The organism is Thermogladius sp. KZ2Tp1, from assembly GCF_051131135.1.
GTDB lineage: Archaea > Thermoproteota > Thermoprotei_A > Sulfolobales > Desulfurococcaceae > Thermogladius.
The window spans coordinates 342,934-355,587 of sequence record NZ_CP151274.1; the positions used below are offsets into that span (position 1 = coordinate 342,934).

A 12,654-nucleotide genomic window follows, 5' to 3' on the forward strand; every position below is an offset into this window, starting at 1 on the left:
CGGGGCTGACACCCTGTCTTGCTTTTCACGGGGTGAAGAAGGCTGATCAAGATCTTGGTCCACGGGGATAGCGACGGAGTCTGTAGCGGCGCTCTCCTAAAGGCCTACTTGGAGAAGAAGGGGGAGGTCTCCGTCTACTTCACGCACCCGGTTGGTCTCGTGAAAGACCTCTCGGAGTTCACGAGCCAGGGGGACCACATCTACATAGCCGATATAGCACTGGACGAGAAGACGTTCAGGCAGGTGGTCGAACTACTGGAGAAGCGGGGTGAGGCGGGGAAAGTAGTCTACATAGACCACCACCCCCTGCCGGAGGAGTTCAGAGGAGTGAACAACATAGAGTTTGTTCACGACACTTGTTGCTCGGCATCCGAGCTGACGTATAGGTACGTCGAGAAATACCTCGACCCGGACTACTCCAGAGTAGGGTTGTACGGGGCTATAGGCGACTACATAGACGAGACTCCGTGGGTTCGCGAGCACTTGGCGAGGTGGGACAAGAGGTTTGTCTACTACGAGGCGGGGGTCTTGATCCAGGGCCTCGAGGGCACGGGTAGGCAGTACGACTTTAAAAGGCAGGTACTTCAAGCGTTAAGCCAGAATCAGCTACCGAGCTCGATAAGCGAGCTTTACGAGAGAGCAGTGAAGCAGAGCAGGCTGGACGAGGAGCTTAGGCTAAAAGTCAAGATGTCTGTTTACACTAGAGGCGTGGTCTCCATCGTTGAGAACCCGCCGGGTAGCGTGGGGCGTGCTGCGAACTACGCAAAGATATACGGTGGTGGTCTAATCGGGCTGGCGTACGAGACCCGCGGCCACGTACTCGTCATGAGCCTGAGGAGCGACGGGGTCGATCTAAACAGGTTGTTGAGAGCGATCAGTAAAACCATTGATATTCAAGGAGGGGGACACCCCTTCGCGGCTGGAGCTAGGGTTCCTGCTAGCCTCTTCGACGCCTTCGTGGAAAAAATCAACTCGTTGTACAGGGACTTCGCGAGGTAGAGTCTCACAACATGCTCATTTTCTCTCTAAGAAGGTGCTGAGCCTCCTCCTTACCTATCTTCTCATACTTTGCCTTCTTGATCTCCTCGATCACGACAGACTTCTCCTCCAGTAGCTTCTCTACACTCCCCGGCAACGATATTATCGCCCTATAACCTTCGCCGCCGTACACCAAGAGCACCTCGCCCAGGACTTTCCCCTCCCTCTCGCTAAGTTCCACTACTCCTATGGACTCTCCTCCGGGTCCCTCGATCTTCAGCAGTCTAGTCCCCATGGTAGTCTCGCCTATCTCGGGCAGGTCTGCTACCTCGATAACCGTGGGCGGCGGCGTAGTCTCTGACTCTACCTTCTCGCGAGGCTTCTCCTCCGTTTCTATTGTAGGCGCCTGCTCCACGCCTGGCCTTCTCCCGAAGGCCTCCTGAACCTCCTTGAGCTTTTCGTTTATCACCTTTCCGAGAAGTTTAGAGACTTCCTCGTCGCTGACCCTCCTAAAGAACTCTACCACTAAACTGCTGTAGTCCCACTCGATCATTTTCTTCTCGGGGTGGACCTTGTACTTGACCCTGATCCTAACAGCATCTCCCTTGTCGCTTTTCAGCTCGCCAACTATGAGGTAGTAGAGCAGCCTGTTCAACTCGGCTGTGGCTCTCGCGGCTTCTTTAGCCATCTCCTTATCGTTCTTCGTCAAATCCTTCAACTGAGCAAACAACGTCCTCCGGACCTTGGCGGCGTACGCTCCAGCGATCACCAGCCCTGTGCTCAAGGTAAATTCCTGGACGTTCTCGGACGACATCATCTCATCCTCAATGATTGCATCATATTTTATTTAGTGGACGCAATAGTTAAATATTTCTGAGGTGTAACGAGTTTGGAAGACCTTCTACAGAAGGCGATCGCTGAAGCCTCCTCCATGGGCGCTACTTACGTTGAGGCCAGGTACCACAAGAACGACTACTTCACGTTGAGAGCACGTAATGGAAACTTGATCGACAGCTCTCGTGAAGTTGAAGAAGGGGTGGGCGTCAGAGTACTCGTGGACGGGTCTCTAGGCTTCGCTTCTACTAGTACGCTTAGCAAAGAGGGCGTCTTAGAGGCCGTTAGGAGGGCGGTGGCGGCAGCGAAGAGATTGAGCTGGCTCATGAAGAGCCCTCTCAGGCTAGGCCCTGGCAGGACGGGCAGGGTCAAGTACGAGGTCCCCGTGGCCAAGAGCTTCGAGAATACGCCGCTAGACGAGAAGATAGGCCTGTTCAGGGAGCTCTGGAACCGGGGCAGGGAGGTCGTTAAAGAGGCCTCTTTGAAGGTGATGTTCAACGAGTACGTGGAGAGTCTCGAGGAGAAGGTGATATTGACTAGCGAGGGAGCCTACGTGAGGAGCACTATTCCGAGGCTGTACTTCGGCTACAACATGGTGATCTCTCACCCTCAGAAAGGCGTGGTTCAGAGGTGGCGCGAGTTCGGTGGTAGCGGCGGCTTCGAGCTGGTTGAGAAGTGGAGAGTCGTGGACACTGTCGTAGAGGAGGCGGGGACGCTTGGAAGGGTCATACTTGAGGCCCGCGCGCCCCCATCAGAGCCAGTGGAGGTGCTGGTGGGGAGCGAGATAGTGGGCCTGATGGCGCACGAGTCCGCTGGGCACCCCAGCGAGGCCGACAGGATTCTCGGCAGGGAGGCCGCTCAGGCGGGCATGAGCTTCATAAAGAAAGGTATGAGAGGGTTCAAGGTAGGCAACGAGAATGCCACTGTCGTGGACGACCCGACTATACCTGGTAGCTACGGCTTCTTCCTCTACGACGACGAGGGCGTGTCTGCGAGACCCAAGTACCTTTACAGGGAGGGCGAGGTCTACGAGCACCTCCACAACAGGTTCACGGCAGCCGAGTACAACACGGAGTCCAACGGCTCAGCCAGGGCTATGAACTACGCCAGCGAACCCATCATAAGGATGTCCAACACCTATGTAACCCCGGGCGATTACACCTTCGAGGAGCTCGTAGAGGACATAGAGTACGGCGTGTACATCAAGTCGTACATGGAGTGGAACATAGACGACGAGAGGTGGAGCCAGAGGTACGTCGGCCTAGAGGCCTACCTGATAGAGAAGGGCGAGCTGAAGGGGTTCGTGAGAAACCCTGTGCTAGAGCTCACGACCAAGACGTTCTACAGCAGTATCGTGGCCAAGTCAAAGGACCTGAGGTTCTACGCGGGCACGTGTGGAAAGGGCGAGCCCAGCCAGGGCGTGCCGGTTTGGTTCGGCGGGCCGGACGTTAAGCTGACTAAGATAAGGCTGAGCGTTGCCCCGGGGTGATGGCGGCTTGAGTGGTAGCGAGCTCGCCTCGCGGTTTGTCTCGAAAGCCCTCGAAATGGGCTTTAGCGACGTTGCCGTCCTAGTGGAAGACGTAAGCAGGGTTATGGTGAAGTTCGCCAACTCGCAGCCTAGCGTAGTCCAAAGATGGGATACCTCGGTGGCAAGCTTGTACTTGAGCAAGAATAAGAGGCTTTACACCGGGTCGGTTGTACTGGATAGGCTGAGAGACCTTGACAAACTACTCCACGAGATAGGCTACGTCGTTGATAGGGTGTCCGAGAGCGAGCTCTACGCGCCTCTACCGGAGCCGAGTAGGAAGGCCGGAGGCTTCTCGTTCGTCGATACTAGGGTCGTCGAGTCGATGAAAGACCCGTCTAGACTCGCCGAGCTCGTTCTAGAGGCCTCTGCGAGGGAGCACAAGGTAGACTTCACTGCGGGGAAGGTCGACTTGTGGCTGAGGAGAAAGCACTTGGCGACTTCTACGGGGGCCCTGCTTGAAGAGGAGTCTACCGGCGTTGAAGTGTACGTCAGGAGCTTTAAAGAGGACGGTAGCGGGCAGTGGGGGTTCTCCTCGAGGAGCCTTGACGAGAAGAAGATCGAGGAGACCGCTTTAAAGGCGTCGGGGCTAGCCCACGAGAGCCGGGGGAGAAGCCCCGTCGAACCGGGCGTCTACGACGTGATCCTCTCGCCGCTCGTCTTCTCACAATTGCTAAACGTCGTTGCTTGGATGTCGACTGGGCTCTCGATCTTGACTGGCACCTCTGTTTTCACGGACAAGAGGCCAGGGGAGCAGGTGGCGTCGACGCTTTTAACGGTCTGGGACGCCCCGAGGGACGAAAAGCTGCCTCACTCCACCGGGTTCGACGACGAAGCACTCGAGACGTACAATAAGCCGATAATAGAGAAGGGTGTTCTCAAGAACATCCTCCACAACTCGAAGACCGCCGCCAAGCTGAACGCGAGACCCACGGGTAACGCTGGCTGGGTCGCTCCACGCGCCTGGAACCTCGTGATCGAGAGCGGCGATTACAAGTTCGACGAGCTCGTCTCGGAAGTGAAGAGGGGGGTCTTCATCACTAACAACTGGTACACCAGGCTACAGAACTACGTGGAGGGGGTGTTCTCTACGATCGCTAGAGACGCCATATTCCTAGTCGAGTCGGGCAGGATTGTGAAGCCCCTGGAGAGGCTGAGGATAGCGGACACACTACCCAACATCCTCAAGAACGTCGCCGGGCTAACCAGGGACACCTACGACGTAATGTGGTGGGAGGTAAGGATACCGACGAGGGCCCCATACGCACTGATCAGGAATGTGAACATCACTAAACACTTCGCTTGATCGAGTCATAAAGTATTTTTACACCTGGAGACAACCTATTTCTTGGGTTGTAAACAGATGAAAGCCAGGTTTGAAGGCGTTATAGTCTCGTTCGAGTCTACGGACGAGAGGCGGGTACAGGTTTACGGGAGTGTTGAGGGGGAGCCGGCGGAGTTCACGCTCGTTGTATCGGAGGACAAGTTCAACGAACTGTTAAGGCTCGGTATAGGTCAGAGAGTTGAGGGCGAAGCTGTCAAGGTGTCTGACTCTCCTCTTGTTCTAAGACTGGATTAGCGGGGTTTGTCTAGGCTTGAAGGTCCTGACTAAGCCCCCCAGGATTAAGGTGTTAGAGGCTGCCGGGAGTATAGGTGACGCGAGAATAAAGGTCGTAGACGAGAACACGGCCAAGATCACCTCGAGCAGGGGCGAGAAGGAGTACGTTGTGGTCGTGTTAAAGGAGGGGGAGAACGCGTACAGGGTCTACAGCAACGACAACGGCACGGTGTTCAAAGGGTACGTAGGCTACCCCATCATAGCCTTCATGATGGTGAAGGGTATTCTACCGGTGGACAACGAGGTAATCAAGGCTATGACCGGCATACCCTGGAAAGACCTGAACGAGAAGTACGGTAAGTACAGTGTCGTGGAGAACATAGTCTTGAATAGGGCCGAAAAAATGGGGTTTGACAGGAACGTGATCACCGACTACGTAAACTTGGTCATGAAAAAGCTGGGCCTGTTAAAGGTGGTGTTCGACGAAAAACTCCGCCCGCCTGAGGCAAGCGAGAAAGCTGTACCCGAGTAGCGGCCTTAACTAGAGGCCCGATACCCCTCGGGCTACATGACAGTGATACCTGCTTTGGTGCTCAGGCCGATTATCATTATGGATATGACGCGACCCTCCTTGATCCTGAACGCGACGTCGCCGTTTTCGCTGAGAAACTCCTCGTCGGCCTCCTCGGTTGAGTCCCCGAAGTTTATGTAGAGAATGTCGTTCTGTTTGTCGTACTCAAACCACACCTTGTCTAGGTCTCTCACCCTGTACTCTTTAACAGACATGCGCTCGACACCGCCTACAACGGCGAGGCTACGAGGTCGGCGAAGTCTAGTGGTAGTGGGAGGTTCTTGGCCTTGAACTCGTCGTACTTCTTCTCGAGGAACGACTTGAACACCGGGCACACGTCGAACTTACCCTCCCTGTCACACTTCTGGCCGAGAGTCAGGAAGCACATCTTAGTTCTCTTGTCGAAGTAGGGGCATATCTTGTGGTACTGCCTGGCCTTTTTGATCATTTTCTGCACCCACCGTTGCTTCTCGTCACCGGGCTTCTTCTCCTTCTCGAGCAGTGCCTTCTTGAGGTCTTCGTCCGTGACCCTAGTGGTGCTCACCCCAATCACCTCGTGATTACTGAATGGATAGATTGGATAATAAAAATGAACCTAGTGCACAAGTATGAGGGCGGCGAGGTGCAGGCTACTCGAATAGACCACGGGCTGTACATGGAGTTGAGGGCGGTTTACGGGAGCCTGACGGATAGACTGCTCGAGATGCTCACCTACCCTCCTAAAAGGCTGTACTTGAGGGTGAATACTCTGAGAGCACGGCGGGAAGAGGTGATAGAGTCCCTCAGAAGGAGAGGGGTGGAGGTCAGGTCAGACGATCTCCTGGAGGAGGCCATCTACATAGAGCTAGAGGGGCCCTACCAGGTGAGAGACCACGGTAGACGGGTAGTCGTGGACGACATCGCTGCGGAGTCTCTAATGATGGGTGCGAACCTGTACCGGCCGGGCGTAGTCGCCTATGACGTGTTTAAGAAAGGGGATGTTCTGACGGCTGTCACGAAAAACGGGGTCGTAGTAGCAGAGCTGGAGGCGTCGGTTTCATCGGACCAGCTCAAGAGTATGAGGAGGGGGCTGGTGGCCGTGAACGTTAGGCCTGTCTATAGAGCCCCCCCGATCGCCGAGTTACCGGAGTTCAAGGAAGGCCTGGTCTACCCCCAGAGCTTCCCATCGATGGTCGCCGGCAGACTCGTCTCCCCAGGCTCCGAGCTTGTGGTGGACATGAACGCGAGCCCTGGCGGGAAGACCGGGCATATAGTCCAGCTCTCGAGGGGGAGAGCCCTCGTCGTGGCCGTTGACAGGAGCGTTGGGAAAGTGGAGAAGCTCGTCGAGAACCTGGCTAGGCTGCACCTCACAACGAATGTGCTCCCTGTACCGTTCGACTCGAGGTTCCTAGACCTCGTAACCCTACTGGAGAACAGAGTGGGCAAGGTCCTAATAGACCCGCCGTGCACCAACCTGGGCGTGAGGCCGAAGCTCTCGTTTAAGAAGACTCTCAGGGACGCGGTCAACCTGGCCGACTACCAGAGGCAGTTCATGAAAGTGGCCAGGCGCATCCTGAGACCCGGGGGAGTCCTAGTCTACTCTACTTGCACACTCACCCGAGTAGAAAACGAGGAGAACATCTTGTACGCTACGAGGTCTCTTGGGCTTGAGCCACTAGACCTAGGCTGGGTGCCCAGAGCTGACAAGGTCTACTTAGACGAGGCGACCGCCTACCGGTTCCACCCGTTAAAGGACGACATGCCGGGGTTCTTCATAGCTGTCCTCAGGAAACCCTGACTCGCAGTATCGGGGATCCGCACACAGGGCAGATCTTCTCGCCCGGCCTCCCCGGTACATACCCGCACGTGGGGCAGTATTCCCTGTATTTGAAAGCCGACCTGATACCGCTGGTCCTCACAGGCTTAAAGCCGATCCCTAGCTGGTATAGCACGTTCTGGACACTGTAGTCGTCTGTCAGCACGACAACGCGGGTCTCCTGCGAGAGCTTTAAGGCCAGTGCTATCACGCTCAAGTCTGCCTCGGAGACTTTGCTTAGCTCGCCAATGCTCTTCGCCGCGTCGGTAGCCCTGCGGAAGTCCTCGCTTCCCGGGTCAACGACCTTTACCAGTCCCAGGTCTACGGCCTTAAGAAGAGCCTCCCGGTTTTCCTGGTCTTTAACCTCGCTGACACAAATGCTCGTGGTGTAAAAGTCGAAGCGGTAGGAGGGGAGCATGTAGTAGAGCCGCGCGAGCAAGGCCCCCGTGTCGCCCACGACAGCAACCTTATTGGCTGAGTGCTCTCTTAGCGAGTACATCGAGTATCCAGCCCCGTGGGGCTCTAAACCTAACGACTCTCAGCCACTCCCAGGAGCCCGTGACTTCAACAGGGGTGTTGTAGACAGATGACACTTTCTCACCATCGACATACACCGACGACACCACCTCCGGCTCTATCACCACTCTGCTAGTGAAAGGCAGTACGATCGGGGTCAAGTTAAGCTGCAGGGGGTTGAGGAAGTTCACGAAAAGCCCTAGGTGGGAGAAGTCTATCAATGGCCCGCGGGCAGAGAGATTGTAGGCAGAGGAGCCCGGGCTAGGCCCCGCGATGACCCCGTCGCTCTCGACCTCGAACTCTGTGCTGACCGACGGGGTCTTTATCGTCAGCTTGAAGCTACCTACCCTTCCCTGGTCGACGTTGACGGCGACAACCTCGTTCAATACGTTGTACTCCCTGTTTTCTACGACCACCCTTGCTCTCGGCAGGTACTCGATGGAGAAGTCGCCGACGAAAAACCTGTCGATGAAAGAGCCCAGCTCCTCTGGTTTTATATCCTCGTAGAAGGCTGTCCTCCTACCGCACGGGACCGGAAGGACGAGGCCGAGGGTCTTTCCAGCAAGCCTCGAGAACCTGAGGAAGGTCCCGTCGCCTCCTACAAGGGCTATGAGGGGAAACTCTCTCCCTTCTATCCTGTAGAGGTCGTCGACCCACACGCTCTCAACCTCAATACCCCGTCGCCGTAGGTGGTCTGTCAACTTTTTAGCGACCTCTATACAGCTCCCGCTTGGCTTGAAGATGACCAGCGCACTCGTGAAAACGGGAGTATCCACCGAAAGCCACCACTCGGCACAAACCTTCTATGGCCGCTGGTAGAGGCCTCCCCCACGCTTCTAGCACTACTATGATTAACGCAGAGAATAAGCGTTGTGGAGGGGTAGGCTTGTCGATGGTGCCAGCGGGTTCCGCTGTAAAAACTGCGAGACTAGTACGCTCGACGCGACAAAGAGGTCTACTAGCCAGAGGGGTGTCTACTACCGCGCCCACTTCGACGAGGTAGCCCCCGGTGAGGCTTCCAACCCTCAACACATCGCCGTCGGTGTAGGAGCCTGCCACGTCGAAGAACACGTTTAAGAAGTTGTTTAGCGTGTTCGTGAGCGGGAAGCCGCCGAGCCCTACAGCGAACATCGCCAGCGCAGGGAGTGCTTGCGTAAGAGAGGGCCCCACGCCTCTCCCCCGTTTACATCTTTGAATCCGCGCATCCTAGGACATGCCGAGGGGTAGCTTAGCTGTCCATCTTCGTATTATTATAAACCCGGGACGGAGAAGATCCTATCTGGCCCGGTGTAGAGGTCGGTTTCTTGCCTCTGTGCGTTAGTGTCGATAAGGGGGTTGCCAGTATAGCTCTCTCCACACTGAAGCGCATCAAGGCGCTGAGGAGTGACCTGAGGGTTACCAGGCAGGGTTCGCGGGTTCTCCTTCCTGTCGACGAGTCCAAGCTCGACGAGGTCGAGGAGGCGCTGGGGGGTTTAGAGTTTGCTGTGGTTGACTGCCACCCTCCCCTTGTCAGTAAGACCGCTCCCCCTACTATCCCGGCGTACGACCTGGTAGGCGACGTGGCCTTGGTGAGGTCGAGAGCCCTCGAGTCGCTCGGCGAGGATGAGGTCGTCTCGGCTTTAACCTCGATACACCCTAGGATCAAAAGCATCTACGTGGTCGAGGAGACGACTGGGGAGTACAGAGTGCCGAGTCTCAGGCTCTTGTGGGGCGAGAATAGGGGCTACGCCGAGGCCAGGGAGTACGGGCTCGTTTTCCGCGTCCCGCTGGGCAGGGCCTACTACAACCCGAGGCTGGCAGAAGAGCACCATAGGGTGGCGGAGTCTGTGGAGGACGGCGAGGTCGTTCTGGACATGTTCAGCGGTATAGGCGGGTTCGCCTTACACATCGCCTCCCTGCGAGACGCCTTCGTGGTCGCTAACGACAAAAACCCCGAGGCCTACAAGCACATAATAGTCAACGTGAGGCTGAACTACAAGAAGTTGAAGGGCGTGGTCTACCCGCTAAACTACGACGCCGTCGACTTGGTAAACGTCTTGGAGAAGGAGGTGTTTGACAGGGTTATAGCAAACTTGCCCACGAGAAGCCTGGACTTCGCGCCCTTCTACGGCCGCTTGCTAAGGAGCGGCGGGGTTCTACACCTCTACACCTTGTCACACGACATCTTGGCAACTTACGACGTCGTACGCGAGAAGCTCGCCGACTTTTCGATCGAGGGACACAGGCTCGTCCTAGAGCACAGCCCTAGAACCGGCGTGTTCAGAGTAGACCTCGTCAAGCGTTAACACGACTAGCTCGACCACGAGCTCGGCTCCTCTACGCAGGGCTTCGACGAGGTCTCTCCTGAGGTCGCGCGCAGCCTTGTTGGCCCTCACACCTATCGTGGCGGGTTCGATATACTCGCTCCTCCTTATAATGATCTTCTTATCATCGCTTAGTACGAGCCCGGGATGCCCCTGTGCCACTAGAACGTCGCTCGCCCCTCCGGCCGTGAATCTGGCGAAGACGACGCTATCCGGCCTTCTTACTAGCGTCTTGAACACCTCGCTGAGGTCGCTAGCAGACTTATCGGCCGCGACCCCGACTATACAGTCGCCCCTGGTAGTCAAGTGCTCCTCTTTGGTGATCTCGATAGTAGTCCTATGGACCGCTCTAACATTGTAGTGCCCCCTCGCGTGTACCACCTCTCTTGCTCTCATGGCTTCTCTCAGCCAGGTCTAATTTACTGTGAAAGATAATTAAGGTGATTTAATTGAAATTTCAACGGGTCGGCATTTGTCCGAGGACAACGTGTTCAGAGTCAGCAGGGAGAGAGTAGTAGAAATGCTGGAGAGAGAGGGGTACTTGAAGAGCAGTATCGTAAAGAGGGCTCTGTTGTCGGTCCCACGCGAGATGTTCGTGCCGGAGAACCTGAGGAAGTACGCCTACTATGACACACCGCTCCCTATAGGCTACGGGCAGACCATCAGCGCTATACACATGGTGGCCATCATGACAGAGGCCTTGGATCCGCTACCGGGGATGAAAGTGTTGGAGGTCGGTACCGGGTCTGGTTACCAAGCCGCAGTCCTGGCCGAGATCGTGGCCAAAATGGACCCGAGCCACAAGGGGCACGTCTACACGATCGAAAGAATACCTGAGCTCGCAGAGTTCGCCCGGCGTAACCTCGAGAGGGCTGGGTACAAGGACTACGTGACAGTTGTTGTAGCCGACGGTTCAAAGGGGTACCCGGAAGGGGCGCCCTACGACAGGATTGTAGTGACAGCCGGCGCTCCCAGCGTACCCAAGCCTCTCATAGAGCAGCTAGACGTGCACGGCAAACTAGTTATACCCGTCGGCGACAGGTACATACAAAGGCTCTTGATCGTCGGGAAGAAGGCTAGCGGAGAGTTGTCAATGAAGTGGGGGATCGACTGTGTCTTCGTCCCCTTGATCGGAGAGTACGGGTGGCGAGAGGGGTGACCTCAGCTGCTCTTCTTAAACCACTGATCTAGCCCTAACTGCCTCCCCTTGAGGAACTCCTTATAGGCCTTGCTAAGCCTCTCCACCGCGTTCTTAACCCTCTCCTCGTTGAAGTCGTGGTCTTTGACGAGCACCTCGATTATCCCCTTCTGGTCAGGCTCTCTCCACTCTAGCTTGTATTCGGCGGTCACAGGAGGGTGGAGGAAGTAGTTCTTGATCTTGACCACGTCGACCTCCTCGCGTGTTCTGAGGTAGCCTTTGGGGACCTTCTCGATCGACCCGTACGTCTTGATGAGCGTTAGAGCAGTTTTAGGCCCTACACCCTCGAAGCCCTCCGGGTTGTAGTCCGTCCCGAGCAGGATGCCTATGTCTATCAGCTGCTCCCTAGTAATACCGAGTTTTTCCGTAAGCTTGCTGAGCTCTATGACCTCGGGCTTAACCTCCACGTACGCGTCTTTTCTCGGCAGCTTCCTCTTACCGCTGATCGTGAGGTTCCTAACCAGCCTAGGAGACCCGAACAAGAGGCTGTCGTAGTCCTGGCTCGCGCTCGCGTATGCATCACCCCTCCTCACCATAAAGGCGGCCTGTGCCTCTCCCTCGGCGGGAGCCTGAACCCACGGTATACCCATCACGTTTAGCAGTCTCTTGGTCTCCTCGACCATGTCGCTGGTGAGCTTTGAGGACATCATCGCGTACCTCCTAGCAGCCTCTAAGTCGCCCTCTTTCACGGCTTCCTCGTACTTCTTGGCGGCCTCCTCTCTCAGCGCCTTCCTCCGCTCTAGCTCTTTTACTTTAAGCTCCGGCGGGTTGCCGTCGAACACGTAGACCGGCTTAATACCCTCCTCAACTAAGTTTATAGTCCTGTAGAAAAGCCCGCTCAGGTGGCTCGTAATACGCCCGCTGCTGTCCATTAACGGCGAGCCGTCAGGACCTCTTATTGCGGCTAGGAACTGGTAGAGAGCGTTATACCCGTCTATTGCGACGATCTTTCCGCGGAGGGCCCTCAAATCGTCTAAAACGATCCTCGCTTCGAGCGGGATGAGGTCTTTCAGGTTGACACCCATTCAGAAACATCCCGATCCTTTTTGATTGACATGCTACCCTAAAATACTTGATCGCACTAGTAGCCGGTTAACTGGCTCATGAGGGTCTTAGACGGCCTGATCTTCAGCTCTTTACCAATAAACTCCGACGTGATAAACCCGTTGAGCTCCAGCTTAATCAACGCCTGGTAAAGCTCCGGCTTGGAGACCTCGAGGTCGTGCTTCTTTTTGAGTATCTCCAATAGCTCGCTCTCTAGAATCCCTTCTGGTTTTGCCAGCACCTCTTCGATGACCACCCTGAACAGCGGGCTCGTGCGCCACAGCGTCCTTTTGCTCATGGGCAAAACACCGCTCCACGGTTTTCAAGACGAC

Annotated in this window: 17 protein-coding genes; 9 read left to right on the forward strand and 8 right to left on the reverse strand. The window is 55.9% G+C overall.

The features are described from left to right. The first annotated feature begins 54 nt into the window (after positions 1-54). Entirely contained in the window at positions 55-999 is a 945-nt protein-coding gene (locus WLZ34_RS01820) for a DHHA1 domain-containing protein (RefSeq protein WP_434731657.1), read from the forward strand. A gap of 4 nt (positions 1,000-1,003) precedes the next feature. Here the strand turns inward: WLZ34_RS01820 and WLZ34_RS01825 are convergent, their stop codons facing one another. Next, positions 1,004-1,762 carry a DUF2258 domain-containing protein gene (locus tag WLZ34_RS01825; protein ID WP_434731658.1) on the reverse strand — a complete coding sequence of 253 codons (759 nt, stop codon included), beginning with the start codon at positions 1,760-1,762 and terminating at the stop codon, positions 1,004-1,006. Positions 1,763-1,867: 105 nt separating this feature from the next. Here WLZ34_RS01825 and WLZ34_RS01830 point away from each other — a divergent pair, with 105 nt between their 5' ends. The 4 genes from WLZ34_RS01830 to WLZ34_RS01845 are packed head-to-tail and all read left to right on the forward strand — an operon-like array spanning position 1,868 to position 5,427. After that, entirely contained in the window at positions 1,868-3,301 is a 1,434-nt protein-coding gene (locus WLZ34_RS01830) for a TldD/PmbA family protein (RefSeq protein WP_434731659.1), read from the forward strand. Positions 3,302-3,308: 7 nt separating this feature from the next. Further along, positions 3,309-4,643: a TldD/PmbA family protein gene (locus tag WLZ34_RS01835; RefSeq protein ID WP_434731660.1), complete on the forward strand. Its 1,335-nt coding sequence runs from the start codon at positions 3,309-3,311 to the stop codon at positions 4,641-4,643. A 42-nt stretch (positions 4,644-4,685) separates the two neighbouring features. Continuing rightward, positions 4,686-4,916, forward strand: coding sequence for a hypothetical protein (locus WLZ34_RS01840; RefSeq protein ID WP_434731661.1), 231 nt, complete (start codon positions 4,686-4,688; stop codon positions 4,914-4,916). A gap of 16 nt (positions 4,917-4,932) precedes the next feature. Continuing rightward, positions 4,933-5,427 (forward strand): hypothetical protein, encoded by a 495-nt coding sequence (locus WLZ34_RS01845; protein WP_428726860.1) that lies wholly within the window; start codon positions 4,933-4,935, stop codon positions 5,425-5,427. Between the two features lie 32 nt (positions 5,428-5,459). Here WLZ34_RS01845 and WLZ34_RS01850 read toward each other — a convergent pair whose 3' ends face one another. Then, positions 5,460-5,681, reverse strand: a complete 222-nt coding sequence (locus WLZ34_RS01850; protein WP_434731662.1) for a DUF2283 domain-containing protein — start codon at positions 5,679-5,681, stop codon at positions 5,460-5,462. A gap of 14 nt (positions 5,682-5,695) precedes the next feature. Then, entirely contained in the window at positions 5,696-6,010 is a 315-nt protein-coding gene (locus tag WLZ34_RS01855) for a hypothetical protein (protein WP_434731663.1), read from the reverse strand. Between the two features lie 45 nt (positions 6,011-6,055). Between WLZ34_RS01855 and WLZ34_RS01860 the strand changes: the two genes are divergently transcribed. Continuing rightward, positions 6,056-7,243, forward strand: a complete 1,188-nt coding sequence (locus WLZ34_RS01860; RefSeq protein WP_434731664.1) for a PUA domain-containing protein — start codon at positions 6,056-6,058, stop codon at positions 7,241-7,243. Here WLZ34_RS01860 and WLZ34_RS01865 read toward each other — a convergent pair. Next, complete coding sequence (locus tag WLZ34_RS01865; RefSeq protein ID WP_434731665.1) at positions 7,230-7,760, reverse strand: NOB1 family endonuclease; 531 nt, start codon at positions 7,758-7,760, stop codon at positions 7,230-7,232. The genes WLZ34_RS01860 and WLZ34_RS01865 overlap by 14 nt on opposite strands. Further along, entirely contained in the window at positions 7,729-8,553 is an 825-nt protein-coding gene (locus WLZ34_RS01870) for an NAD(+)/NADH kinase (protein WP_434731666.1), read from the reverse strand. Before WLZ34_RS01870 ends, WLZ34_RS01865 begins: the two co-directional genes overlap by 32 nt. Before the next feature lie 94 nt (positions 8,554-8,647). Between WLZ34_RS01870 and WLZ34_RS01875 the strand changes: the two genes are divergently transcribed. After that, positions 8,648-8,854: a hypothetical protein gene (locus WLZ34_RS01875; RefSeq protein WP_434731667.1), complete on the forward strand. Its 207-nt coding sequence runs from the start codon at positions 8,648-8,650 to the stop codon at positions 8,852-8,854. A gap of 227 nt (positions 8,855-9,081) precedes the next feature. After that, a complete protein-coding gene (locus WLZ34_RS01880) occupies positions 9,082-10,062 on the forward strand; it encodes a class I SAM-dependent methyltransferase (protein ID WP_434731668.1) in 981 nt (326 codons plus the stop codon). Here WLZ34_RS01880 and WLZ34_RS01885 read toward each other — a convergent pair. Next, positions 10,009-10,476, reverse strand: coding sequence for a DUF371 domain-containing protein (locus WLZ34_RS01885; RefSeq protein ID WP_434731669.1), 468 nt, complete (start codon positions 10,474-10,476; stop codon positions 10,009-10,011). The genes WLZ34_RS01880 and WLZ34_RS01885 overlap by 54 nt on opposite strands. Before the next feature lie 76 nt (positions 10,477-10,552). Here WLZ34_RS01885 and WLZ34_RS01890 point away from each other — a divergent pair, with 76 nt between their 5' ends. Beyond that, positions 10,553-11,239 carry a protein-L-isoaspartate O-methyltransferase gene (locus WLZ34_RS01890; RefSeq protein WP_434731670.1) on the forward strand — a complete coding sequence of 229 codons (687 nt, stop codon included), beginning with the start codon at positions 10,553-10,555 and terminating at the stop codon, positions 11,237-11,239. Between the two features lie 2 nt (positions 11,240-11,241). Here the strand turns inward: WLZ34_RS01890 and fen are convergent, their stop codons facing one another. Next, positions 11,242-12,303 carry a flap endonuclease-1 gene (fen, locus tag WLZ34_RS01895; protein WP_434731671.1) on the reverse strand — a complete coding sequence of 354 codons (1,062 nt, stop codon included), beginning with the start codon at positions 12,301-12,303 and terminating at the stop codon, positions 11,242-11,244. Between the two features lie 56 nt (positions 12,304-12,359). Beyond that, positions 12,360-12,620, reverse strand: coding sequence for a hypothetical protein (locus WLZ34_RS01900; RefSeq protein ID WP_048162997.1), 261 nt, complete (start codon positions 12,618-12,620; stop codon positions 12,360-12,362). Between the last annotated feature and the right edge of the window lie 34 nt (positions 12,621-12,654).